We start from the raw sequence: 24,488 nt of genomic DNA, 5'->3' as shown, positions 1-24,488 counted from the left end.
CCGATCTTTCATCCGATCGGAGAGCGCGAGGGTGCGTCGACGATGACCCGGGCGGCCATGATCTGGCCAAGATCCTGAGGCAGAAGACGAAGGATGAGACACCTGGGCATGCTGTCGCTGCGCACGATCCTCCTGCTCGGCCTGCTGGGCGGGCTGGGGGCCACCCTCGCCGGCCTGGTCGGAGGCCTGCACTGGGGGCTAGCGCTGTTCAGCCATTTCAAGGTCCAGCTCGCCGCCGGCTCGGCGATCCTGCTGGTCATCGCCATGGCCCTGCGCTCGGCCTCGGGCGCCGCCCTGGCCGGCGCCCTTCTCCTGGTCAACCTCTACCCGGTTTGGCCCTACCTTTCGGATCCCTTCGAGCGCGCCGAAGCCGCCGAACCGTCGCGCCTCAAGGCTCTGACCTTCAACCTGCACAACCGGCACGCCGACCTGGCGGCCATTGAGGCCTACCTGGCCGACGAGAAGCCGAACTTCGCGCTGCTGACCGAGCTGCCGCCCGACGTCCGGCCCTGGCTGGAGCGGCTGCGCAAGGACTATCCGCACCAAGCCGTGGATCGCCTGGGCTCGACCTTCGACGTCGTGCTGATCAGCCGCCTGCCGCTGCAGGCGGTCCGCTTCGACCGCCGGATCTCCCCCAACCTGCCGGTTCTCAGCGCGCGGGTCTGTCCCGATCCGCCGGCGGGCCGCAAGGGCTGCGTGACGATCATCGGCCTGCACGCCGCCAATCCCCTCGGCTCCAGCCCGCTGCGCGACAAGCAGATCCGGCTCGCCGCGGGCAAGGCCCAACGCGCCCCGGGAGGCGCCGTGGTCCTGCTGGGCGATCTCAACACCTCGCCCTGGGCGCCGATCTTCGCCGAGGCGCTCGAGCGCGGCCGGCTTCGGGACAGCGCCCGGGGGTTTCCGCTGACCGCGACTTGGGTCAGCCGCATCCCGCTGTTCGGCCTGCCCATCGATCATATTCTGCTGGGCCGGGGCATGGAGGCGGTGGCGCGGCGCGTCGGCCCGGACCTGGGATCGGATCACCTGCCGGTGGTCGCCGAGCTGCGTCGCCGCTGAGACCGGATCGGCGCGGCCTGGAGTATGATGATCTGAGGTGGATCCGACCTCATATCTGAATCGCGGTCTCGATCGCTTGAGGAAAGCGGGATATGTGGACGGGGTGCGCCCGCGGGCACACCCCGGCTCCGAGCTTCAGCCGGCGGCCGGCTGGGCGTTGCCCGTCGGCGAAGGCTTCAGCGCCTGGACCTTGTCGCTGCCCGCGGCCTTGCCGGAACCCGCCTCCATGCGCCGGCAGTTGCCCTCGAAGGACGAGCCGGCCTCAATCGAAAGGCTCTTGTGGACGATGTCGCCGGTAACCTGGGCGGTTTTCATTAGCACCACCTTGTCGGCCCGGACCTCGCCGTCGACCCGGCCGCAGACCCGCACTGTGTCCGCCGCGATCGAGCCCTTGATGTTCGCGGTCTCGCCGATGATCACGTTCTTGCTGCGCACGTCGCCCTCGACCGTGCCGTCGATCTGCAGGTCGCCGTCGCTTTCCAGGTCGCCGATCACCTTGAGGTCCGACGAGATGATCGAGGGCACGCCCGCCGCCTTGGGTGCCGCCGCCGGGGTCGGCGCGGGTGTGTTCGTGGTTTCCGTCGAGGTCGGCTTATCGCTCTTGCTGAACATGTCAATCCGTCTCCGCAAATGTGAACTGTTCCTTTTCGTCACCCAAGGGACGCGGCCGCCAGGGCCGCCGACCCTCGAGGTAGGCGCCTGCTTCGACGGATAAGTTGAGGTGGGTGATGTTGCCCACGACCCTAGCCGTCTTTGTTATCTCGACCGTCGTGGCCCGGACCGGGCCCTCGACGGCACCACCGATCTGCACCCGCTCGGCCATCACCGAGCCCTCGATGCGTCCGCCCTCGGCGACGTTGACCTCACGGCATCTGACCTGGCCCTCGACCTTGCCCTGGACCTCGATCTGGCCGCCGCCTTCGACCACGCCCCGGATCACAAGGTCCGGGCCGACCCTGGTCACACCCGACGCGCCGCTCCGGGCGGGACGCCGGGCCTCCGTGCGCTGCTCGACGGCGCGCAGGAGCCGCTGCGCCCTCATCAGCGAAGCGCCTTCGCTTCTGCCGAAACGATGAATCCTCCGCATGGCCGTCGAATGCTCTCGAAACCCCCGCGTCAAGGCCCCGGCAAGGCCGGTCGACTGCGGTTGAGCTTGCGCGAGGATTGTGGCGGCATTTTGGGAAGGCACTGCGCCGTCCGCCACTTCGCTGTTCCTCGCACCCCTGCCGTTCCGCCAGAGAACCGGCATCCGTCGCTGCGGCCTGCGGCAACGGAATTCTTGCGGGTTATTGTTAGCAAGAGATTAACAGCCCTGCCGCCGCAAACCAAACTCTTCTCTGGAGTTCCGTCGCCGCGCCGGGCCGTGTTCGGACCACCGCCAAGGCGATCGAAACCAGGCGTCCCGGACGGAAGAAGGGCGGCCGAGCCCGAGCCCGACCGCCCCCGCTTCCCCTGCAGAAATCTCTATCGAGGTCTGGCGATCACTCGACCCCGAGCTTCGCCAGCAGCGGATCGAGGTCGCTGTGAATGTACTCCGCCTCGCGTTTCAGATAGGCCAGGAGCTCCTTCTCCGCCGCGTCGTGCTGGCCGTCCGCCTCGATATGGGCGATCAGCCAGGCCGCCTCGTCCTGGTCGATCCGGTTGGGCGAGTCGCCCTTGAAGAGGACATACATGGTGATCGCCTTGACGAAGAGGGTCGTCCAGGAGGGGTCGTTGGCCGCCTTGGCGCTGCGGTTGTTGAGGTCGAAGAGCAGCTCCGCCTCCTCCTTGTCGACCGCGATGCCGCCGTCGGAGCCCATGCCGTAGATGATCCGCTGGATCATCTGCACGTCTTCGGAGTCGATCACCCCGGGCTGGCGGCCCGCGCCGATCACCTTCGGATTGTCCGAGAGCACGCTGTCGCGCACCGCCTTGAGGGCGAAGACGCAAAGGCTCTGGGGCACGCTCTGCGCCCGATAGAGGATATTGCTGAGCAGCTTCAGCTCGGTCGGATGCTCGATCATGTCGTCGCCGCCGATGCGGTCGATCAGCTGCCGGGCATCGTCGTCGTTCAGGGCGCCGTTCGGCCCGCGCTTCCAGACGAAGTAGTCGGTCAGGGCCTCGACGTAGAACTCGTCCCAGGCGGGATCGTTACCGTCGCTCTTCTGGTTCAGGTGAAACAGGAAGTCGGCTTCGTCCTGCTTGATCTCACCGTCGCCGTAGATCTTCCGGCGCAGCTTCAAGACGCCTTCGGCGCTGATCGATCCGCTGGAAAGCACCTCGGTCTCGAGCTCGCCGAGCGCTCCCGTCCACATGCTGCCCATCTTTGATCACCCAATCTGTGTCGCGGGATTGCCTGGCCGCCGGCGGCCGCCTGACCGCGGCGCCCGCGGATCCAAGAGTTTCGGCAATTGCGGTTAAGGCCGGGTAAACCCCCGGAACAGCCGCGACGCCCGCTTGTACGGTCACGATCGCTGGGGCAATCTGAAGGCACAACACAGGAGGCAGGCGATGAGCGAGCCGGGGCGCGGGGTCCACGACATGGGCGGCCTGCCGGCCGGGCAGGTGGAACGCAGCGAGCACGACTACGCGCTCTGGGAGAAGCGGGTCGACGCCCTGCTGGTGTTGTTGTCGGACAAGCGGCGGCGCCTGCTGCGGGTCGACGAGCTGCGCCGCGGGATCGAGCAGCTCGGCGAGACCGCCTACGAGGAGATGACCTACTACGAGCGCTGGATCGCCTCGGTGACCGGTAACCTGCTGGAGAAGGGCGTCCTGACCAGCGAGGAACTCGGCCGCAAGATGGCCGAGGTCGAGGGCCGCGAGGCGGCCGATCCGGACAGCCGGTCTTGACCGCCATGGCCCGCTTCGCCCCCGGGGACCGCGTCCGCGTCCACTTCGCCCATCCGCCGGGCCACCTGCGCACCCCGACCTACGTGCGCGGCAAGGCGGGCGTCATCGAGCGGATCTGCGGCAGCTTTCCCAACCCGGAGGAGCTGGCCTACGGCCGCGACGGCCTCCCGGCCCGCCCGCTCTATCGCGTCCGCTTCGCCCAGGGCGAGATCTGGCCGGACTACCGGGGGCGGGACGGCGACTGCGTCGAGGTCGAGATCTACGAGCATTGGCTGGAACCCCTGTCGGGAGGTAAGAGCGCGCCATGAGCCACGATCACACGCCGCCGCCCGACCAGGGCGGACCGCTCAGCTACTACCAGGTCATGGAGACCGCGGTCCGGGAGCTGCTGATCGAGAAGGGCGTCCTGACCGCCGACGAGGTCCGCGCCACGGTCGAGGCCATGGATGCGCGCAGCCCGGCCCAGGGCGCCCGAGTGGTCGCGCGCGCCTGGTGCGACCCCGCGTTCAAGGCCCGCCTTCTGGCCGACGGCTCGGCCGCCTGCGCCGAGCTGGGCATCGACATGGGGCCGACGCACCTGGTCGTGGTCGAGAACGGCCCGGAAGTCCATAATGTCATCGTCTGCACGCTCTGTTCCTGCTACCCCCGCTTCCTGCTGGGCCTGCCGCCGGACTGGTACAAGGCCCGCCCCTACCGCTCCCGGGTGGTCCGCGAACCGCGCGCCGTGCTGCGGGAGTTCGGCACCGAAATCCCGTCGGAGGTCGAGGTCCGGGTCCACGACTCCACCGCCGACATGCGCTACATGGTGCTGCCGCAGCGCCCGGCGGGCACCGAGGGCTGGGACGAGGACAGGCTCGCCGCGCTGGTGACCCGGGACGCCATGATCGGCGTGACGCTGCCGAAGGCAAGCGCAAGTCACTGAATCATAAGGAAACCACTGTCTCGGACCTGGATTCCCGGGCGACCCGACCCCAAATCTTCGGGGAACGGCGCGAAGACGGCCGACGGTGACGCGGTAGGGCGCGCCGGGAAAGAGGGGATCATGAGCACAGCGGAACAGGCTTTCGAAGAAGGCGAAACCCGGTGGTTCCTCAAGGTCGGCGACGGGAGCCACGGCCCCTACGGCCGTGACGAGATCGCCCGCTACCTCGGAGAAGGCCGGATCAGCCCGCATTCCCTGCTGTCCCGGGCGGGCAGCGACGACTGGCGGATCGCCCGCGACGACCCCGAGCTGGCGCCGCTCTTCGATCGCCAGCCCGGCAGCGCGGCGCCGCCGCCACAGACCGCCCCGGCCGAGCGGGACGCCGCCATGGTGGCGTCCGGGGCGCCCGACTCCCTCTGGGCACACGTTGCTTACGGCCTCTACGCCTCGCTGCTCCTCGGGGTCTCGGCGCCGCTGGTGGTGATCGGCGCCATACTGGCCCACGTGAACCGCGCGGGCGCCCGCGGCACCTGGCTGGAATCGCACTACGTCTGGCAGATCCGGACCTTCTGGATCGCCCTGCCGGTGGCGCTGGTCGGCAGCTTCACGGCCATCTTCTTCATCGGCTGGCTGTTCCTGCTCGCCGCGTGGCTGTGGGTGGTCTACCGCGCCATCAGAGGCTGGCTGCTGCTCGCCAGGGAAGAACCCATCGAAGACCCCAAAGCCTTCCTCTAAGGCATTGTGCGATCAGATGGAATCGCCTCGGATAGTGCCCTAGGAGGAGTCCCCAAGGCCGGTCATCAGGCTCAGGCCGTCTGCTGTGAATTGTCCTCGCCGGTCAGGATGGTCCATTCGACCAGGCGGCGCAGGACCTTGCCGAGGGCTTCATCGAAGGCGGCGATGATATCGGGCATGTTGTCGGCCTCGGCCGGGCTGAGGTGCTCGAAGTTGGTCGAGCCGACGATGGCCCGCTTCGGCATCTTCACCAGCTTGACGTTGATGGCGACCCGGACCTGGGGATTGCCGCCCTGGAAGTACTCGGCCTGGAACTCCCGCAGCTCCGACTTGAGGACGAAGTCCGCGCGCAGGCCGATGGCCTCGCGGCCGATCGAGACGATCCGGCCCGAGTTCTCGAAGGATTCGACCATCAGGGTCTGGACCATCTGCGGCGCCAGGTCGGTCCAGCTGGAGCGGGCGTAGTACTCCAGCTGCGTCGGATCCCGCTGCAGGGCGACGCGGGTCGTGTTCAGGCTGGCGTCGGCGATCGGCGGCTCGAGGATCAGCTGCCAGTCGACCACGGGCAGGTCGTCGCGGAAGCGGCTCTTCGGCGTCAGGCGATAGAGGTTGGGCGGCGGGCCCTGGCCCGGCACCGAAAGCTCGCAGGCCGCCGCCAGCGCGGCCAGGGGCCCGGCCGCCGCCAGACTCAGGATCCGCCGCCGCGGGACCCCCGTCTTCGATCCTCGGCGGCGTCCCCCGGCGGGACCGGCCCCCCGCCGGCTACTGGGCGGTGTCCAAGCCTGCTTCATAGCCCTGCTGCTGATCGCCAAAGAGGAAGCGCGCCGGATCGCGCTCGACCTCGGTCGCCACGCGCTTGAAGGAGACGACGAGCTCGCGCGCCTCGGTCAGAAGCGTCGAGAGCTCGTAGAGGCCGGTCTCGGTGAAGTCGCGGATCGGCCCGCGGTTCTCGGCGACCAGGGCCTTGGCTTCCTCGGACAGCTTGCGCAGGCCGTCGGCCATGTCCCGAAGGTCGTCGATCGTGTCTTCGATGTTGGCCGCGTTCTCCTCGATGACCCCGTCCATGTTGCGCGCGACCTCCTCGAAGGCGCCGAGCACCGCCTCCGCCTGCTCGAGAACCCCGCCGACGGTGCGGTCCAGCCGTTTCGTCAGGGTCTCGACGCTTTCCGCCGCGCCGCGCAGGCTCGCGGTCATCGCCGAAGCGTCGGCGATCAGCTGGTCGATCTCCTCGCGCCGCTCCGCGAGGGCGGCGGTGATCGTCGCAACGTTCTGCAGGGTCTGCGAGATGGCTTGGCGGTTCTCCGCGTTCAGGATGTCGGCCACCTGAATCAGGATGTCGTCGATGCTGCCGATCAGCTTGTCGAAGGCCAGGGGCTCGGACCTGATCACCGGCAGCCGCTGGCCCGGCTTGGCGATCAGCGGCGGGGAGACGTGGGATCCGCCCGTCAGCTGGATGAACAGCGCGCCGCTGGTCAGGCTCAGCAGGTTCAGGGTCGCGACCGTGTCCTCGCGGACCGGGGTGTCGGCCTCGACCTCGATGGTGACCAGCACCCGCGTGACGTCGCTCGGGTCGATCGTGATCGAGGTCACCTCGCCGACGGTGATGCCGCGGTACTTGACCTGGCCGCCGACCTGCAGACCCGTGATCGAGCTCTCGAAGTAGATGTCGTAGCGGGAGAACTGGGTGTCGAACTGCACCTTGGCCAGCCAGATCACGAAGCCGATCAGGCCGAGGGCCAGCGCCAGGACGAAGCTGCCGACTAGAAGGTAATTGGCGCGGGTCTCCATACGTCACACCCCCATGTGCTCGGCCGCAGACTCTCCCAGGGCCGCCCGTCCGCGCGGCCCGCGGAAATAGGCCTGGATCCAGGGGTGGGGGTCCTCCATCAGCTCGGCCATGGTGCCGACCTTGATTTTCTTGTCAACCAGCACCGCGATCCGGTCGCAGATGGTCTGCAGGCTGTCCAGGTCGTGGGTCACCATGACCACGGTCAGGCCCAAGGCGCCCCGCAGGTCGAGGATCAGCTGGTCGAAGTTGGCCGCGCCGATCGGGTCCAGGCCCGCGGTCGGCTCGTCGAGGAACAGGATATCGGGATCCAGCGACAGCGCCCGCGCCAGGCCGGCGCGCTTGCGCATGCCGCCGGACAGCTCCGAGGGATACTTGCCGCAGGCCTCGGGCGGCAGGCCGACCATGTGGATCTTGAGCGCCGCCAGATCGGCGCTGAGCGCCGGCGGCAGCGCGAGGTGCTCCTTCATCGGGACCGCGATGTTCTGGCCGACCGTAAGCGAGGAGAAGAGCGCGCCGTCCTGGAACAGCACGCCCCAACGGCGCTGGATCTCCAGGCGCTCCCGGTCGGTCAGCGCGCCCAGGTCGCGGCCGAGGACCTCGATCCGGCCGGCGGCCGGCGTGATCAGCCCGATGATGGTCCGCAGCAGCACCGACTTGCCGGTGCCCGAGCCGCCGACGATGCCCATGATCTCGCCGCGCCGGACCTCGAAGTCGAGGCCGTCGTGGATCACCTGCCGGCCGAACTGGGTGCGCAGGCCGCTCACCCGGATGACGAGGCCGTCCTGCCGCACGCTCATATCCCGACCACCGAGGCGAAGACCGACAGCACGGCGTCGATCACGATCACGAGGAAGATGGCCTCGACCACCGAGCGGGTCGTCTGCTCGCCCACCGAGGCCGCGTCTCCCTTGACCTTGAGGCCCTCGAAGCAGCCGACCATGGCGATGACGAAGGCGAAGGGCAGGGCCTTGAGGACGCCGAACCAGAAGGAGCCGAGGGTGACCGCGGCGTTCAGCTGCCGGAGATACTGAACGAAGCTGATGTCCAGGGCGGCGTTGGCCATGACCGCGCCGCCGAGCAGGCCCATGAGGATGGCGTAGAAGGTCAGCAGCGGCAGGATGATCGACAGCGCGATCACCCGGGGCACGACCAGCACCTCGATCGGATCGAGGCCGATGGTGGTCATGGCGTCGACTTCCTGGTTCACCTTCATGGTGCCGATCTGCGCGGTGAAGGCGCTGCCGGAACGGCCGGCGACGATGATCGCCGTCAGGATGACACCCATCTCGCGCAGCATGGCGATGCCGACGATGTTCACGGTAAAGATCTGGGCCCCGAACTTGGCGAGCTGGTCCGCGCTCTGGTAGGCGAGGACGATCCCGATCAGGAAGCTGAGCAGCCCGACGATCGGCAGGGCGTCGAGCCCGGTCGATTCCACGTGGCTGACGATGGACACCACCCGGAGCCGTCGCGGCTGGACCAGGCAGCGGGCCAGGGTCACCACCAGCAGCCCTAGGAAGTTGACCAGCTCGGTCGCGGCCCGCAGCACCGAGAAGGTCCCGGCGCCCAGGCGCTCGATCATCGCGACGACCGGGTTGACGTAGGGCGGCTCGATCGGCGGGTGCTCGACGTCATGGCTGGTGACCGTGGCCAGCAGGGTGGCCACGGCCTCGGTCGCGCCGGTCACCTCGACCGCGGTCCCGGCGTCTTCCCATGCCTTGACCTCGCGCTGGATCAGCCAGGCGCCGGCCGTGTCGATGCGGGCCAGGTTCGCGAGATCGAAGCGAAGCCGCTCAGCCCCGCCCTTCGGCTGCGCCGAGAGTGCCTGCTCGCAGGCGACGAGGGTCGGCGCGGTCCAGTCGCCCTGCAGAATCAGCACCCGGCCGCCCGCCTGCTCCCGCACCTCGACCGGTCCGGCCGGCCGAAGGGCCGCGTCTCTCCCCGCCTCCTCGCTCAAGCTTGCCAAGGCTTCCCTTCCTGCACGCCGGCATGCCGCTCGGGCAGCATAGCGGAACTTTGATGCAATGGAAGTTCAAGCGGTTACAGGCAAGGCGCCCCGGCGCCGAAATCCCGGCGACCGCCGGCTCAGAGAGTCCCGTCGTTGCCGACGCTCGCCCCGGTGACGAAGAAGTCGACGTCGCGCAGGACCTCCGAGAAAACGACCTCGGGAACCGAAGCGAGCGGCAGGCGTTCGCCGTCTAGGTCGCGGAAGCAGACCTGATCGGTGGTCAGATTGGGAAGGCGGGCGGGAAGGGCCGGCCCCGCCGTTGCCAGGGGCTCGATCCAGAACTCGGCGGTCAGGCCCCAGGCCTCGAGGACCAGGGTCGGCACGTTGAAGCCGCCGATCACGCCCTGAAGGTCGTAGGCCCAGCCGCGTTGCCGGCAGAGCGCGGCGAACTTCTCCTGGTCGAGGATGTGGGCGGCGAAGCGCTTGGAATAGCTGCCCGTGCGCCGGTCGGCCTCGGTCAGGGCATAGCTCTCCCGGTGGGCCTGGCGGAAGGGCTGGCTGATCTCCAGGGCCTGCAGGCGGTGCCGCCAGGCCAGCACCTCCTCGGCGGAGACCATGACTGGATGCCAGAGGGCGACTCCGGCCTTCGGCGAAGGCGTCTCTATCTTGCGATCCTGAAGACCCTCGAGGCTTTCGCCGGCCAGCATGCCGCTGCAGGGCGCACCGCGGCACTCGAAGCTCCAGATCAGGCTGGCGGTGACCGGCGCCATCGAGGCGTCCTCGGCATAGTCCGCCCGCCAGGCGGCGTAGGTCAGCGGCTGCCGGGCGAGAAAGAGGGACTCCAGCTTGCGAGACAGACGATCTCTGTCGGACACCACCGAGTCGAGGGTCGAAGGCGAGCAGCTGCCGCGCCCCGAGCGTCGCCGTGAGGACGCCGAATCTGCCGTCATTTCGCCTCCCTCGACCCAGACCAAGGGACCGCGGCGAAAAGCCCCGGTCTCTGGCCGGAAACCCGGTTGTCACGAATCGCTAACCACGGCGCCCCGGCTGGCTCTCCCGGATCCGAGGCGGCGCTGCCTCAGTCCACCAAGCTAGCATCCTTGGGTTAACAGGATGTCAAGTATCGCAGCCGAGGGTTGTGACAAATCTCACAGACCGGACCCGGTGGAGTCGTCGGCGCGGATCAGTCGTAGCCGAAGAGCCAGGTCGTGGTGCCGGCGTCGACGTTGAAGACCGAGTGCCGGGCGCCGCGGGGAATGAAGACTTCGTCCCCCGGCCCCGCCTCGACGCTGTGCCCGGCGACCTCCAGCTTCAGGCGGCCCTCGACCACGGTCACCAGTTCGTTGCAGTCGTGCACGAAGTCCAGCCACTGCCGCCCGGGCGGATCGACGAAGCTGTGGCAGGAGAAGCCCCGCGTCCGCCAGGCCGCCGCCACCGCGTCGCGGTCCGGGGGCGCCGGAAAGCGCGCGAGGGTCAGGATCTCCTCCGACATGGCCGCTCAGGCCCCCGACAGGGCTTCGACCAGCACCTCGTCCCCGGCCTCGACCGCGTCGAAGGCCCGGACGTCGCCCAGGGCGGCCGCCCAGACGTTGGCCGGCGAGGCCAGCCGGATCTCGTCGCCGCGCGAGACCGGGGTCGGGCCATAGCCGATCGCGATGGCGTCGCCGTCGGTCCAGAAGGCGATCTCGCCCGCCTCGACCACGCTGCGCGCCTGCGGCTCCCGCGGCACCGAGACCGGGGTCGAGAAATAGACCTCGTCGCCCCAGGTCAGGGCCTCGGACTCGAAAGGCAGGGCAGACCAGATCGCCGCCGCGGTCGGCGTCTCCAGCAGCTCCACCTCCAGCGCGACCTCGCCGATGGTGATGCGGGCCCGTCGCGGCATGTGTCCTTCCTCCCGAGTGAGGGCACCAGTCTACACCCCCGTTTGCGGATTCGACAGCGCGAGTCGCGCCGGCCGCAGCGCCCGCAGCCGGTCGAGGAAGCGCCAGGTCAGGGCCAAGGCCGCGGTCGCCAGCCCGAAGGCCAGGCCGACCCAGACCCCGACCCCGCCCCAGCCGAGCTGGAAGCCGAAGACCAGGGCCGCGCCGTAGCCCACCAGCCAGTAGCTGACGCAGGCCAGCAGCATGGGGATCCGGGTGTCCTTGAGGCCGCGCAGGGCGCCGTTGGCGATGCACTGGGCGCCGTCGACCAGCTGGAACACGGCCGCGATCCCCAGGAAGGCGACCGCGAAGTCGAGCGCCGCCCGACTCGCCGGGTCCGCGAGGTCGAGGAAGAGGCCGACCAGGGGCCGGGCCCAGAGCCAGAACACCAGGGCCGGCAGCACCATGAAACCGCAGCCCCAGGCGAGCGCGGTCCAGCCGGCCCGGGCCGCGCCGGCGGCGTCGCCCGCGCCGGCGGTCAGGCCGACCCGCACGGTCGCCGCCTGGCCCAGGCCGTAGGGCACCATGTAGGCGATGGCGGCGCACTGGATCGCCACCGCATGGCCGGCGAGCTGGGCCTCGCCGAGCCAGCCGAGCAGCAGGCTGGAGCCGAGGAAGAGGCCGATCTCGGCGAGCACGGTCCCGGCGATCGGCAGGCCGATCCGGAAGATCTCGCGGTAGCGGGCCCAGTCGGCCCGCCAGATCCGCCCCAGGACACGGTAGCGGCGGAAGCGCCGGTCGGTCAGAACGAAGGCCAGCAGGGCCATGGCCGCGAAGCCGTCGACCAGGGCGCTGGAGATCCCGGCCCCGACCAGCTCCAGGCGCGGCAGGCCGAAGTTGCCGAACATCAGGCCGTAGTTGCCCAGGGCGTTGACCGCGATCGCGACCAGGGTGACGCAGAGGATCGCCCGGGGCCGGGAGTGCGCGGCGCAGAAATGCGCGAGCACAAGGAACCAGAGCCCGGGCAGATAGCCCCAGACCCGGGCGTCCAGGTAGGATTCGGTCAGCGGGGTCAGCGCCGTCGACTGGCCCAGGACCTCGAGGATCGGCCGGGCGTTGAGGATCACGACGACCCCGGGCAGGGCCAGGGTCAGGGCGACCCAGAGTCCCTGGCGGACCGAGCGCCGGACCATCCGGAACTGCCGGGCGCCCAGGGCCTGGGCGATCATCGGCGCGACCGCGGCCAGGGTCCCGAGCGCGAAGAAGTGCAGGAAGGCATAGAAGTGGCCGCCCAGGATCCCGGCCGCCAGCGCCTGCGGGCCGAGCCAGCCCATCATCACGATGTCGGTGGCGTTGATCGCCATGTCGGCCAGGCCGGTCAGGATGATCGGCAGCGCCAGGCGAAGCAACGCGGCGCTTTCGCGGCGCCAGGGTCCGGCCGGCACCGGCGGGGCGTCTCTCAGCTTTGCTGTGTCTTGAAGCGAGTCCATCGCTTGAAAATCCCCGGAGAAATCCGAGGCGCCGGCGAAGGAACATCGAGCGGCGCCCCCGAAAGGCGCGCTCCGATCTAAAGGCTGTCAGTCCGAAAAGGGAGGGAGGAGGAGCGCGCGTCAGAGCCCGGCCGGGAGGACCGGGCTGCCGATCGACTCCGATCGGCACATCAGGTGAAAGCGCGTGCTCATGATGCGCTGCTTATAGCGGTGCGCGACGACGGGGGTCAAGCGGCACGAATTGGTGATTTCAGCTGTCGCGTTGTGGCATGGATTCGGGCCCGCGGCTTCGATAGACTCCCGCTCGGGAGGAGAGAGGCTTGGCCCCACAGAAGCAGGCTGAGCGCTTGGCGGCCGGCCGGGCGCCGCCGTGGACGGTCATCGGCGGGCGCCGGCGATCCGTAGAACGCATCGTCGTGGTCTCGAGCCATGGCATGAAACGGCATTCCGGGAGGCTGCCATGAGGACGCCGGATCGGGACCGCGATCCCCGGCCCCGAGGCTTCGCGCGGCGGGTCGCCACGACCGGGCTGATCGCCCTTTTGCTTGCATTGCCGCTGCCGGCGGCCGCGGCCGATTGGTCGCCGATCCCGGTCTGGGTCTGGGATCCGCCCTTCGACACGGCGAGCCCCCGGAGCAAGCAAAGCTACGAGCCGCTCTCGGCCGCGAGCCGCGAATGGAAGATCTGCGTCTCGATCCCCCACCTCAAGGACGCCTACTGGCTGGGGGTCAACTACGGCCTTGTGGACGAGGCCAAGCGCCTGGACGTCACCCTGAACCTCTTCGAGGCTGGCGGCTACGACAACCTTGAAGGACAGATCAAGCAGATCGAGGCCTGCCTGGCGGACCGGCCCGACGCCCTCATCGTCAGCGCGATCGACTTCGACAAGCTGAATCCGACGCTCGAGCAGGCCCACGCCACGGGCATTCCCGTCATCGACCTGATCAACGGCGTCTCTTTCCCGAAAGTGGCTGCGAAATCCCTAGGTGATTTCTACGACAACGGCTTTGCCGTGGGCCGCTACCTGTTCGAGCGGCACAAGGATTCAGCCGATCCGGTGAGGGTTCTTTGGTTCCCAGGTCCCAAGGGCGCGGGATGGGTGAGCCGCGGCGACCAAGGCTTCAAGGCTGCGCTCAGAGGAGGAAACATCGAGATCCTGGCAACAACTTACGGCGATACTGGCAAGAAGACCCAAGGCGCACTGGTGGAAACCGCCTTGGAGGCACATCCCAACGTGGACTACATCGTCGGCACCGCAGTGACGGCTGAAGCTGCCGTTGGCATCGTCCGGCGCAAGCGCCTGAAAGGTAAAACCGAAATCCTGTCGTACTATTTCGGGCCAGGGGTTTATCGCGGCCTCAAGCGCGGCACCATCGTCGCCGCGCCGAGCGACTTGCCTGCGATTCAGGCGCGCATCGGCCTGGATCAGGCCGTGCGCATCCTGGAGGGCGAGCCCTACCTGAAGCACGTCGGGCCCGTAGTCGTGGTCACCGACCGGGAAAGCCTGAACGACTTCGACCTCTCCACGTCGCTGGCGCCCAAGGGCTTCAAAGCGACCTTCGACGTCAATTGATCCGAAGCCGCTTCGCGTGTCCGGGACCTCTTCCAAAGGCGCCACTGCAAAGCCGAGAAACGGCAAGATTGCCCGGGCCGGGCTGTCCCCGCTTACGGGCGCGCTCTTGGCCTTGGTCTTCGTGGCCGGCCTCGGTGGGACCTATTTCATCAGCCGCGACATCCGAACGGCGGCGGTCGAAGTCTGGGACGACAGGGCTGATACAGAGGCCGGCCGGCTGACCGCGACCTTGCTGCAGTGGATTGAGACCGCGGTCACGCCCGTTCACGCGATGGCGACCCTTTACCAGAGTTCGACCGAGGTCTCCGACGACGAGTTCTGGGACGCGGTCAGCCTGCTGGAGGACAACCAGCAGGACTTCTTCCCCTCCGCGCTGGTCGCCGTCCTGCCTGCGGACATCATCGGCGGCGAGACTTGGCAGGTCATCCACTCCATCGCGGAGGAAGGCCGACTTTCGGTCGGCAGCGACTTGGCGGAGGACCCGGCGCTCGCCCGGGCAGTGTCGGCCGCCCTAGAAAGCCCCGGCCAGGCGGTGATCGGCAGCCTCTACCGCGACGAGATCGGGACCGCTTGGCTGGTGCCGGCCATCGCTGTGGTGCGGCCAGAGGACCGTTATGTCGTCCTGGGAATCGTCGACCTGACCCAGATGGTCGACGGCCTGTTCAAGACCCAGGTGCTCGAGGGTATAGAGCTCCGGTTGTTCGCCAGCACCGCCGCCGAGGCGCCGGAGGCGGCAGCCCTACTCTTCGGTTCCGGCGAAGCGGCGGAAGGCACCTTGGTGACCGACACCATCCGCGGGGTCGTCGGTGGCGCCAGGTTCAACTTCCTCTGGGACATCACCGCCGGGTTCCAGGGCGGCAAGGGCTCGACACGCGCCGACATGGTGCTGTTCGGCGGCGCGCTGGCGACGGTCCTGCTGACCCTCTTCATCACCTTCCTTCTGCGCCAGAACCAACAGATCGCTCGAGTGGTGCAAGCGCGCACGGCGGAACTCAGGCTCGCGCTCGACAACATGCCGGGCGGCATGTTCATGACCGACAAGAATCTCAATTTCCGAGTCTACAACGACCGCTATTCAGAGATCTACGGACTGGCGCAAGGGACGATACGCAGTGGCGGATCGCTCCGCGATCCGGTGCGAGCCAGGGCCGAGCGCGGCGACTACGGACCGGGCGATATCGACGAGCTCGTCGAGCAGCGGATCGAGAGCTACGGCAACCCTCAGGACGTACGGGTGGAGGAACGGCTTCCCAACGGCCGGATCGTCGAGTTCCAGCGCCAACCCACTGAAGACGGCGGAACCGTCGCGGTCGTGACCGACATCACCGAGCGCAAGCAGGCCGAAGAGATCCTGGCGGAAAAGGAAACCCAGCTTCGCCTGGCCATGGACTACATGCCCGGAGCCATCTTCGTGGTCGACGAGGACCTGAGGTTGGTCCTGGTGAACGAGCGCTACGGGGCACTTTACGGGCATCCGGATGGCATGGTCGTTGCCGGCGCTTCGATGGAAGATGTACTACGCCAGGAATTGAAGCAGGGCATCCTGATTGGCGACGGAAGCCCGGAGGAAGTCCTGCAGCGCAGATTAGACTCCTTCAAGTCACGGGACTCCAGCACATTCGAAGATGTCACCCCGGCGGGCCGCTACCTGCAACTAAGGCGTCAACCCGCGCCGGGGAACAAGATGGTGACCGTCATCACCGACATCACCGAGATCAAGCAGATCCAGGAGGCGCTGAGGACGAGCGAGGAACGCCTCATTTCCATTCTGGCCGAGAGCCCGATGGGCGCCTTCGTCGTCCATGAGGCCGACGGACGAATCATCTTCACCAATCCCCGGCTGGGTGAGATGTTCGGCTACGCAGAGGAAGATCTGCTCGGCAAGACCGGGGAAGTCCTCCATTTCGACCCGGCGATTCGCCAGCGCCACATCGCACAGCTCGAGCGCGACGGTTTCCTGCACGATGCGGAAATCCAGATGCGGCGCGCGGACGGCAGCGGCCTTTGGGTCCTGGTCTCCCTGTTCCGGATCAACTTCGAGGGCAAGCCCGCAAGGCTCTGCTGGCTCTACGACATCACGGCGCGCAAGAAGGCCGAGGACCGCTTCAGGTCCCTGCTCGAGTCCGCGCCCGACGCCACCGTGATCGTCAATGCCGAGGGCAGCATCGTCCAGACCAATCAGCAGACCGAGAAGCTCTTCGGCTATGCGACCGAGGAGCTGCTCGGCCAGAAGGTCGAGCTCCTGGTTCCGGAGCGCTTTCGCGAGCGCCATCCGCAGCACCGCCAGGCCTTCTTCGCCGATGCCCGGGTCCGGCCCATGGGCTCGGGCCTGGAGCTCCACGGCGTGACCAAGGACGGCCGCGAGTTCCCCATTGAGATCAGCCTCAGCCCGATCGAGACCGAGGAGGGCCTCCTGGTCTCCGGGGCCATCCGGGACATCACCGCGCGCAAGGAGGCGGAGCTCGAGATCCAGCAGACCAAGGAGCGCCTGGACCTGGCGCTGGAAGGCTCCGGTGACGGGCTCTGGGACCTGAACGTTGCGACCGGCGAGGTGTACTGGGACGAGCGCTGGGCGCGCATGCTGGACTACGAGCTGGAGGAACTGGACTGGAACCTCGGCACCTTCGAGCGACTGCTGCATCCGGACGACGCGCCCAGGGTCATGGCGAACGTCGAACAGGCCCTCAAGCCCGATGCGGCCGCCTACGTCCAGGAGTTCCGGCTCAAGTCGAAGACCGGCGACTGGGTCTGGATCCTGTCGCGCGGCAAGGTGACCGAGCGCGACGAGGACGGCAAGCCGGTCCGCATGATCGGCACCCATACCGACATCACCGGGCGCAAGAAGGCCGAGGAGGAGCTGCGCCGCGCCAAGGAGCAGGCCGAGGCGGCCCTGGCCGATCTGAAGAAGGCCCAGGAGCGGCTGGTGACGACCGAGAAGATGGCCTCCCTCGGCCAGCTCACCGCCGGCATCGCCCACGAGATCAAGAACCCGCTCAACTTCGTCAACAACTTCTCGGAGACCTCGGTCGAGCTGCTCGACGAGCTCGGCGAGGTCATCGAGCCGATCCAGGACAAGCTCGACGACGAGGCCCGCGACGACCTGGACGACATCGTCGGGACCCTCAAGGGCGATCTCAAGAAGATCAACCACCACGGCAAGCGCGCCGACAACATCGTCAAGTCGATGCTGCTGCACGCCCGCGGCGACGGCGCCGAGCGGGTGGCGACCACGGTCAACGACCTGGTCGACGAGGCGCTCAATCTCGCCTATCACGGCGAGCGGGCGCGCGATAAGAGCTTCCAGGTGACCATGGAGGAACACCTGGACGAGGCGGCCGGGACCGCCGACCTGGTGCCGCAGGAGATCACCCGGGTTTTGGTCAACCTCTTCAGCAACGCCTTCTACGCCGTCAAGGCGCGCGGCAAGGCGGCGGGACCCGACGGCTACACACCGACGGTCGAAGTGCGGACCGAGAACCGGGGCCGTGAGGTCGAGATCCGGATCCGCGACAACGGCACCGGGATGCCCGAGGAGGTGCGCGAGAAGCTCTTCGATCCCTTCTTCACCACCAAGCCGACCGGGGAGGGGACGGGGCTGGGGCTCTCGATGAGCTTCGACATCGTGGTCCAGCAGCACGGCGGGCGGATCGACGTGGAGAGCGAGCCGGGCGCCTTCACCGAGTTCGCCATCACCCTGCCGCGGCAGCCGACCAACGGGGGCGCGCAAGCGAGCAAGATGGAGGGCAGATGACGGTTTCGATCCTGGTGGTCGACGACGAGCCCGACGTGGTCGACCTCTTCAAGCGACGCTTCCGGCGCGAGCTGCGACGCGGCGACTACGTCATGCACTTCGCCGAGTCCGGGGAGGATGCCCTGGGTCAACTGACGGCGGGCGTCCGGCCCGAGATGATGCTGATCCTCTCCGACATCAACATGCCGGGCATGAACGGCCTGGAGTTGCTGACGGAAGTCAAGACGCTCTGGCCGGACCTGCCGGTCGCCATGATCACCGCCTATGGCGACGACGAAAGCCGCCGCCGCGCCCTGGAGGCGGGCGCCAGCGACTTCTTGACCAAGCCCCTCGACTTCGACGAGCTGAAGTCCAAAATCTCCGAGATGATCGCGCAGAGGAGCAGCTGAGTCATGTCTGCCAAGATCCTGGTCGTCGACGACGAGGCGGACCTGCAGGAGCTGATGAAGCGGAAGTTCCGCCGGGAGATCCGCCACGGCGAGTTCGAGTTCCACTTCGCCAACGACGGCGTCGAGGCCCTCGAGCGGGTCAAGAACGATCCGGATATCGACCTGGTGGTCAGCGACATCAACATGCCGCGCATGGACGGCCTGACCCTGCTCGAGCACCTCGGCGAGTTCGAGGACAATCTCCGGACCATCATCATCTCGGCCTACGGCGACATGGACAACATCCGCACCGCGATGAACCGTGGCGCCTTCGACTTCGTCACCAAGCCGATCGACTTCCACGACCTGCTGATCACCATGAAGAAGACCCTCGACCAGCTCGACGTCTTCAAGGAGGCGATCGAGCACCGGATGGCGGCCGAGCGCGCCCGGGGCAACCTGGCCCGCTACTTCTCGCCGAAGATGGTCGAGACCCTGGCGGCGCGCGACCAGCCCTTCGGCGTGCCGCGGCAGCAGGACATCGGCGTGCTCTTCACGGATATCCGCGACTTCACCGCCATCTCCGAATCCCTCTCGCCGGCCGACGTGATGGAGATGCTGCGCGGCTTCCACGGCCGGATGGAGGCGGTGATCTTCGAGCACGGCGGCACCGTGGACAAGTTCATCGGCGACGCCGCGCTCGCGACCTTCGGGACCCCCGACACGGGGCCCCGGGACGCCAGCGACGCGCTGGCCTGCGCCCGGGCCATGATCGGCACCCTCGAGCAGTGGAACCAGCAGCGCGCGGCCGCAGGAGAGCGGCCGATCGGCATGGGCATCGGCGTGCACTACGGTCCGGCGGTGCTCGGCGACATCGGCAGCGAGCGCTCCATGGCCTTCACCGTCATCGGCGACACGGTGAACAGCGCGAGCCGCCTCGAAGGCCTGACCCGCAAGCTCGACACCGACCTCGTGGTCAGCCAGGCGCTGATCGAGCGGATCCGCCAGGAGGCCGGCGAGGAAAATCCGGCGGTGCTCGAGGGTCTGGAGCCGGCCGGCGATCAGGAGGTCAAGGGCCGCAGCAGTAAGATCCAGATCTTCGCCCTGCGCCGACCTTAGGGAGCCCAACTCCCCACCGACCATACTGCCGGCGATCCGCGATCGTGGGTCGGGGACCGGACCTTGGGACGATCCTGCGATGTCGCCCTGTCTCAGCCCGGCAAGTGGCGCTCTTCGCCGTCGGGAAGCAGGGCGAAAGCCTCGATCCCGAGGGACCGGCGGACGACGGCAGCGAGCCGGTCCCAATCGAGATGGAACAGACCCGTCGAGAGCGCATCGGCCTGGGTGGCGGTGGGTGCCCTGACCGAAAGGCCCAGGTAGCGGTTGGAGCTCCGCCCCAGCCGGGGATCGAAGAGGTGGTGGAAGCGCCCTTCGCCGTCGAAGCGCGTGCCGGCGCCCGCAGAGCTGGCCAGGGCCGCGTCGTCGAGGGCGAGCCGGCGGAGCAGTCGCCGTCTCTGGCGCGGGTCGCTCAACCCGACCTCCCAGGGCCGGCCGTCCGGGTGCCGGCCGAGGGCGCGCAGTTCGCCGAGGTCGATCAGGACGTCCTCGAGGCCCGCGGAGCGCAGGAGCTCCGCGATCCGATCGGTGATGTAGCCCTGGGCGATGCCATTGAGCGTGATCGCCATGCCCGGCTTCTCGAAGGCGATGAACGCCGGGTCGACCGCGACGGCGCGATGGTCGACGCGTTCCAGCGCGGCGGCGATCGCGGCCGGGTCGGGGCCTTCGGCCGTTCCATTCCCTTGCCAAAAGTACGCGGCGTAGACCCGCCACAACGGCTGCACGGTGACGTCGAAGGCGCCCTCCGTGAGCGCGCTGTAGCGCCGCGCCTCGGCCAGGATGCGCACCAAGTCGAGCGGCGGCGCCTCGATGCGGCCCTGGCGGTTCAGGACGGAGACGGCCGAGTCCGCCCGGTAGAGGCTGAAGATCTGCTCCAGCCGCTCGATCTCCGCCCGCGCCCTTTCGATCAAGGCCCGGGCCACCTTCGGGTCCGAATGGTAAAGGCGGATCGAGGCCTGGGCGCCGAGCGCCGTGCCCCTCCAGGTCTGGAACTCGACCTGGCTGGCCCGCGCGCTCGGCCCGAGCAGCCCGAGCCCGGCGGCCGCCGCCGCGATGCGCAGAAAGCGCCGGCGACTAGGGGGTCCCTTTGTTCTCATTCCCGAACCTGCTCCCCGCTGTGATGCCGGTGGCCGGCCTGCGATCCGGCCTCTTCGACGTGATGCCGGCCTGGACCGGGCATGTCCGGCGTCGCGGCTCCGGCTTGCTCGTGGCCCGCCCCGTGCTGGACTTCCGGCACCTCCCCCAGGATGGCGTCGCTCGGGATCTCCGAGAAGGCGACGACCCGGCCGTCGTGAGCGGCGGCGAAGCCCTCGGCATCGGCCCGCTGCGAGAAGGGCACGGCCTCGGGCGCGCCCATGCCGCCCTGTCGCGTGCTGCCGATCACGTACCAGGCGCCCTTGGCCTCGATCCAGGTTCCGGCCTCGGGCTCGTCCCAGCTCGCCCGGCCCATGTCGTTGACGTAGATGGCCGCGATGTCCTTGGGCTCCTCCGGCAGCAGGGTGAAGGCCAGGGTGTCGCGGACCGAGCTGAACCAGATCGGCTCGGGCTGGCCGGACAGGAAGATCTGGCCCTTCGGCCCGGCGTGGTCCTGCACGATCATGTTGCAGTAGTGCCCGATCGCGTCGCGCGTCAGCTCGGCCGGCGGCGGCGCTTCGGCTATCTGCTCTTCGCCGCAGGCCGCGACCAGGAGGAGCAGGGCCGGGAGAACAAGTCCCCTGTTTGCGCGCCGCATCGCTAGATCTCCTTCTTGCGGAAGACGAGGACCGTCGCGGCCAGGGGCAAGGCCACCCAGGCGAGGATCGCCAGGAGCAGCGTCGCGGGGGCGAAACCGCCCGCCGAAGCCAGCCCCGCCATGCCGGAGACCTGGCCGACGCCGTCCGAGCCGGCGAGGTTGAAGAGCCGATAGGCATCGGTGGGATTGACGACCAGCAAGGTCGATATCAGCGCCTGCCCGATCCTCTGGCCTTCGTCCGCGATCAGCAGGCCGAGCAGCGTCAGGTCGTAGAGCACCACGAAGATCAGCCAGAGGCCGATCGCGGCCCCCGCGGCCGTGGCGCGCTCCCGGACCAGGGCGCTGGGCAGATAGCCGAGGGCGAGGAAGGCCGCGCCCAGGAGGAGCGAGCTGGCCATCATGGCGCCGAAGGCTTGCCACTCGCCGGCCGCAGCCGTTCCTTTTCCGGTCAGGGCCAGGCCCAGTAGCACCGCGCCATAGCCGACGAGGATCGCCACCGCCAGGATCGCCAGGTGGCCGAGAAACTTGCCCAGCACCACCTGCCAGCGCGCCACCGGATAGGCCAGGAGCAGCAGCAGGGTGCCGCGCTCCGCCTCGCCGACCAGCGCGTCGTAGGCGAGCAGCAGGGCGATCAGGGGCAGGAGATAGACCGTCAGGCTGGAGAGGCTCGCGATGGTCACGCTCAGCGCGCCGGCCTTGACCGTCCCGACCGGCGCCGAGCCGAGGGTGGCCAGCGACAGGGCGAGGGTCGCCAGCAGCAGGATGGCGGCCGCGACCCAGCGATTGCGCAGGCCGTCGCGCAGCTCCTTGGCGGCGAGGATCAGCAGCGCCTTCACCGCCCCTCTCCCGTGGCGAAGGTCTGGTAGATCTCCTCCAGGCTCGGGGGCCGGATGTCGATGTCCTCGACCGCCGGACCGAGCTCGGTGATCCGCCGAAGCAATTCCATCTTGTCATTTGTCGGGCAGGTGAGCTCCAAGGTCCGTTCGTTGATCTGCTCGATCTCGGCGAAGGCGCCGAGCCCTTCGGCCAGGCGGCCGGTCTCGCCCGGCGCAACGGTGACCCGCAGGCGGGTCCGCAGCCTGGCGCCGTCGCGCAGCGCCTCGAGGCTGCCGCAGGCGACCAGCCGCCCGTGGTTCATGATCGCGACCCGGTCGGCCCTGGCCTCGATCTCGGTGAGCGCGTGGGAGGAGATGATCGCCGTGGTGCCGAGGTCGCGCTGGCGCGACAGCAAGTCGTAGAAGCTTTGCCGAAAGACGGGATCCAGGCCCGAGGTGGGCTCGTCGAAGAGCAGCAAGCGGGGCGCCCCCATAACCGCCTGCGCCAGCCCGAGCCTCTGGCGCATGCCCTTGGAATAGGTGCCGACCCGTTGCTTCGCGGCCTCGCCGAGGCCGAAGCGCGCCAGCAGCCCGTCGCAGAGGCTCGGGCTCTGCCCCTTCAAGCGGGCGTAGAAGGCCAGGACTTCCCGCCCGGTCATGGCGTTGTGGAAGGCCACGCTCTCCGGCAAGACACCGATGGCGGCGCGGCGCGCGACCGCGGCCCTGCCGGCGGGGTCCTCGCCTTCGACCAGGACCCGGCCGGCGCTCGGCCGGGTCAGCCCGAGCATCAGCTTGAAGAGGGTCGTCTTGCCGGCGCCGTTGTGGCCGACCAGGGCCAGGCACTCCCCCCGTTCGACCGAGAGGCTCACCTCGTGAAGCACCGCCTTGCCGCCGTAGCGCTTGGAGACGGCGTCGAGGGCGATCATGGCGTCCGGGGCTCGCATGGCGCTCAACCCTCCCCGGCCGGCGCGATCGCGGGCGGGTGCATCAGCGGCGCCGAGTCCCGGACCCCGCCCGGGTGCAGCGCCGGGAACTCCGACTGGGCCCAGCGCAGCACCTGCACCGCCGGGCTGTTTAGCAGCAGCTTGGCGAGGGGATCGCGCCAGAGGATCTGATCGACCAGGCCGTTCGGGCGGTAGGGGCGGTCCGCGATGCCGTCGGCGTCGAGGTCGAAGGCGGGATTGTCGCTCCAGTAATTGCCCCTTTGCCCCGCCGACCATTCGATGTCGCGCGTTCCGACGTACTTCACCTGGGTCCGGTTGTCGACGAAAGCGTTGCCCGCGATCTCGTTGCGTTCCGATCCGGCGGTGAAGTGGATGCCGATGCCGCAGCCCTCGAATCGGTTGCCGCGAAAGGCGTTCTTGTTCGCGTTGTAGATGAAGACGCACTTCTCGGCGCCGCCGCGCACCAGGTTGCCTTCGATCCGCGAGGAATTGGCGTAGTTGAACAGCAGGCCGTGGTCCCGGTCGCCCTCCGAGAGGTTGCCGCGGATCTCCAGGCGATGGGAGAACATGATGGCGTAGCCGGCGTGATTGCCCCGGGAGACGTTGCCGGTCACCGCGCTGTCGTTCGTGTACATGTAGTGGACGGCGAAGCGCAGGTCGCGGAAGCGGTTGTTCCGGAAGGCGTTGCCGCGGCTGGTCGTGACGAAGATGCCGTCCCGGCCGAAGCGGACGTCGTTGCCTTCGACCACCGAGCCCGGCGTGTTCCAGAGCTGCACGCCGTTGCCCCGCTCGTTCATGCGCAGGTCGCTGCGGCCCCGGATGCTGTTGTTGCGCACCCGGGCGTCCTCCGGCCCCTTGAGGAAGACCCCGATCAGGTTGCCGCTCAGCCGGTTGTCCTCGATCAGGACCCGGTCGCCTTCTGTGTCGACGAAGACCCCGCTGTCCTCCCGTTGGAGGCTCTCGCCGGAGTTGACCAGGGTGAGCCCGCGCAGCACGACGTCGGGGGCCGAGACCGTGATCACGCTGCCCGCGCCACCCCCGTCCACTGTCGCGCCGGGATCGCCGAGCAGGGTCAGCGGCCGGTCGATCACCACACCGCCCCGGTAGAGCCCAGGCCGCAGCATCAGAACATCGCCGGGGGCGGCCCGCGCGACCGCCCGCCGCAAGGTCTCGGGACCGGGCCGGACCTCGCGCTCGGCGCCGATCGCCGTGCAGGGCGACAGCAGCCCGAGGGCCAGCCCGCCGGCGGCCAGGAAGGTCCTGACCGCCGGCCGGCCCGCGTATTCTGGGCCGCGCGGGGACATCACACCGCGCGCGGCTCGACCAGCATGCGGCCGCGCATCTCCATGTGGAGCGCGTGGCAGAACCACTGGCAGTAGAACCAGTGCACGCCCGGCCGGTCCGCCGTGAAGGTGACCGAGGCCGTCGCCTGCGGGCCGATCTCGAAGGCGACGCCGTAGTTGGCCAGGGTGAAGCCGTGGGTCAGGTCGTCGACGTCGTCGATGTTGGTGATGACGATCGTGACCTCGTCGCCCTGCTTGACCGTGAACTTCTCCAGGCT

26 protein-coding genes are annotated in these 24,488 nt (G+C 68.6%); 9 read left to right on the top strand and 17 right to left on the bottom strand.

The window, feature by feature from the left end; translation table 11 throughout:
* Nucleotides 1-93 precede the first annotated feature (93 nt).
* Nucleotides 94-1,056 carry an endonuclease/exonuclease/phosphatase family protein gene (locus QNJ30_16125; GenBank protein MDJ0944996.1) on the top strand — a complete coding sequence of 321 codons (963 nt, stop codon included), beginning with the start codon at nt 94-96 and terminating at the stop codon, nt 1,054-1,056.
* Nucleotides 1,057-1,191: 135 nt separating this feature from the next.
* Here QNJ30_16125 and QNJ30_16120 read toward each other — a convergent pair whose 3' ends face one another.
* The 3 genes from QNJ30_16120 to QNJ30_16110 form a co-directional block, all read right to left on the bottom strand.
* Nucleotides 1,192-1,668, bottom strand: coding sequence for a polymer-forming cytoskeletal protein (locus QNJ30_16120; protein ID MDJ0944995.1), 477 nt, complete (start codon nt 1,666-1,668; stop codon nt 1,192-1,194).
* 1 nt (nt 1,669) lies between these two features.
* The gene (locus QNJ30_16115) at nt 1,670-2,098 is read right to left on the bottom strand and encodes a polymer-forming cytoskeletal protein (protein MDJ0944994.1); all 429 of its coding nucleotides are present in this window, start codon (nt 2,096-2,098) and stop codon (nt 1,670-1,672) included.
* Between the two features lie 439 nt (nt 2,099-2,537).
* Nucleotides 2,538-3,350, bottom strand: a complete 813-nt coding sequence (locus QNJ30_16110) for a hypothetical protein (protein MDJ0944993.1) — start codon at nt 3,348-3,350, stop codon at nt 2,538-2,540.
* A 196-nt stretch (nt 3,351-3,546) separates the two neighbouring features.
* Between QNJ30_16110 and QNJ30_16105 the strand changes: the two genes are divergently transcribed.
* From QNJ30_16105 to QNJ30_16090, 4 genes are all read left to right on the top strand, one after another.
* Entirely contained in the window at nt 3,547-3,885 is a 339-nt protein-coding gene (locus QNJ30_16105) for a nitrile hydratase subunit beta (protein ID MDJ0944992.1), read from the top strand.
* A 5-nt stretch (nt 3,886-3,890) separates the two neighbouring features.
* Entirely contained in the window at nt 3,891-4,193 is a 303-nt protein-coding gene (locus QNJ30_16100; protein MDJ0944991.1) for a nitrile hydratase subunit beta, read from the top strand.
* Nucleotides 4,190-4,807, top strand: a complete 618-nt coding sequence (nthA, locus tag QNJ30_16095) for a nitrile hydratase subunit alpha (protein MDJ0944990.1) — start codon at nt 4,190-4,192, stop codon at nt 4,805-4,807. Before QNJ30_16100 ends, nthA begins: the two co-directional genes overlap by 4 nt.
* Nucleotides 4,808-4,927: 120 nt before the next feature.
* A complete protein-coding gene (locus QNJ30_16090) occupies nt 4,928-5,542 on the top strand; it encodes a GYF domain-containing protein (GenBank protein MDJ0944989.1) in 615 nt (204 codons plus the stop codon).
* A gap of 71 nt (nt 5,543-5,613) precedes the next feature.
* Here QNJ30_16090 and QNJ30_16085 read toward each other — a convergent pair whose 3' ends face one another.
* The 8 genes from QNJ30_16085 to QNJ30_16050 form a co-directional block, all read right to left on the bottom strand.
* Nucleotides 5,614-6,333, bottom strand: a complete 720-nt coding sequence (locus QNJ30_16085) for an ABC-type transport auxiliary lipoprotein family protein (protein MDJ0944988.1) — start codon at nt 6,331-6,333, stop codon at nt 5,614-5,616.
* The gene (locus QNJ30_16080; protein MDJ0944987.1) at nt 6,305-7,330 is read right to left on the bottom strand and encodes an MlaD family protein; all 1,026 of its coding nucleotides are present in this window, start codon (nt 7,328-7,330) and stop codon (nt 6,305-6,307) included. The genes QNJ30_16085 and QNJ30_16080 overlap by 29 nt, the downstream gene beginning before the upstream one ends.
* 3 nt (nt 7,331-7,333) lie before the next feature.
* On the bottom strand, nt 7,334-8,122 hold the full coding sequence (locus tag QNJ30_16075; protein ID MDJ0944986.1) for an ABC transporter ATP-binding protein: 789 nt from the start codon (nt 8,120-8,122) through the stop codon (nt 7,334-7,336).
* A 2-nt stretch (nt 8,123-8,124) separates the two neighbouring features.
* A complete protein-coding gene (locus tag QNJ30_16070) occupies nt 8,125-9,297 on the bottom strand; it encodes an MlaE family lipid ABC transporter permease subunit (GenBank protein ID MDJ0944985.1) in 1,173 nt (390 codons plus the stop codon).
* A gap of 119 nt (nt 9,298-9,416) precedes the next feature.
* Entirely contained in the window at nt 9,417-10,229 is an 813-nt protein-coding gene (locus tag QNJ30_16065; protein MDJ0944984.1) for a DUF4132 domain-containing protein, read from the bottom strand.
* A 233-nt stretch (nt 10,230-10,462) separates the two neighbouring features.
* Nucleotides 10,463-10,771: a cupin domain-containing protein gene (locus QNJ30_16060; GenBank protein MDJ0944983.1), complete on the bottom strand. Its 309-nt coding sequence runs from the start codon at nt 10,769-10,771 to the stop codon at nt 10,463-10,465.
* Nucleotides 10,772-10,777: 6 nt separating this feature from the next.
* Nucleotides 10,778-11,161 carry a cyclophilin-like fold protein gene (locus QNJ30_16055; GenBank protein ID MDJ0944982.1) on the bottom strand — a complete coding sequence of 128 codons (384 nt, stop codon included), beginning with the start codon at nt 11,159-11,161 and terminating at the stop codon, nt 10,778-10,780.
* Between the two features lie 30 nt (nt 11,162-11,191).
* Nucleotides 11,192-12,628 carry an MATE family efflux transporter gene (locus tag QNJ30_16050; GenBank protein ID MDJ0944981.1) on the bottom strand — a complete coding sequence of 479 codons (1,437 nt, stop codon included), beginning with the start codon at nt 12,626-12,628 and terminating at the stop codon, nt 11,192-11,194.
* Between the two features lie 370 nt (nt 12,629-12,998).
* On the opposite strand from QNJ30_16050, the gene torT reads away from it, so the two are divergent.
* From torT to QNJ30_16030, 4 genes are all read left to right on the top strand, one after another.
* Nucleotides 12,999-14,201: a TMAO reductase system periplasmic protein TorT gene (gene torT / locus QNJ30_16045; protein MDJ0944980.1), complete on the top strand. Its 1,203-nt coding sequence runs from the start codon at nt 12,999-13,001 to the stop codon at nt 14,199-14,201.
* 106 nt (nt 14,202-14,307) lie between these two features.
* Nucleotides 14,308-17,952, top strand: a complete 3,645-nt coding sequence (locus tag QNJ30_16040) for a PAS domain S-box protein (protein ID MDJ0944979.1) — start codon at nt 14,308-14,310, stop codon at nt 17,950-17,952.
* Nucleotides 17,949-18,341, top strand: coding sequence for a response regulator (locus tag QNJ30_16035; protein ID MDJ0944978.1), 393 nt, complete (start codon nt 17,949-17,951; stop codon nt 18,339-18,341). The genes QNJ30_16040 and QNJ30_16035 overlap by 4 nt, the downstream gene beginning before the upstream one ends.
* A gap of 3 nt (nt 18,342-18,344) precedes the next feature.
* Nucleotides 18,345-19,439, top strand: coding sequence for an adenylate/guanylate cyclase domain-containing protein (locus QNJ30_16030; GenBank protein MDJ0944977.1), 1,095 nt, complete (start codon nt 18,345-18,347; stop codon nt 19,437-19,439).
* 92 nt (nt 19,440-19,531) lie between these two features.
* Here the strand turns inward: QNJ30_16030 and QNJ30_16025 are convergent, their stop codons facing one another.
* The 6 genes from QNJ30_16025 to QNJ30_16000 all read right to left on the bottom strand — a co-directional run.
* On the bottom strand, nt 19,532-20,533 hold the full coding sequence (locus tag QNJ30_16025; GenBank protein ID MDJ0944976.1) for an FAD:protein FMN transferase: 1,002 nt from the start codon (nt 20,531-20,533) through the stop codon (nt 19,532-19,534).
* Entirely contained in the window at nt 20,530-21,168 is a 639-nt protein-coding gene (locus QNJ30_16020) for a nitrous oxide reductase accessory protein NosL (GenBank protein ID MDJ0944975.1), read from the bottom strand. Before QNJ30_16020 ends, QNJ30_16025 begins: the two co-directional genes overlap by 4 nt.
* A gap of 2 nt (nt 21,169-21,170) precedes the next feature.
* A complete protein-coding gene (locus QNJ30_16015) occupies nt 21,171-22,004 on the bottom strand; it encodes an ABC transporter permease subunit (GenBank protein ID MDJ0944974.1) in 834 nt (277 codons plus the stop codon).
* Complete coding sequence (locus tag QNJ30_16010; GenBank protein MDJ0944973.1) at nt 22,001-22,927, bottom strand: ABC transporter ATP-binding protein; 927 nt, start codon at nt 22,925-22,927, stop codon at nt 22,001-22,003. Before QNJ30_16010 ends, QNJ30_16015 begins: the two co-directional genes overlap by 4 nt.
* Before the next feature lie 5 nt (nt 22,928-22,932).
* Entirely contained in the window at nt 22,933-24,231 is a 1,299-nt protein-coding gene (locus tag QNJ30_16005; GenBank protein MDJ0944972.1) for a nitrous oxide reductase family maturation protein NosD, read from the bottom strand.
* Nucleotides 24,231-24,488 (bottom strand): cupredoxin domain-containing protein (locus tag QNJ30_16000; protein MDJ0944971.1); only part of this gene is annotated, 258 nt, incomplete at its 5' end. The genes QNJ30_16005 and QNJ30_16000, both read right to left, overlap by 1 nt.

The sequence above is a fragment of the Kiloniellales bacterium genome (assembly GCA_030066685.1).
Taxonomy (GTDB): domain Bacteria; phylum Pseudomonadota; class Alphaproteobacteria; order Kiloniellales; family JAKSBE01; genus JAKSBE01.
The sequence above is the reverse complement of the archived record's forward strand: the minus strand, read 5'-3'. Positions and strand labels throughout refer to the sequence as shown.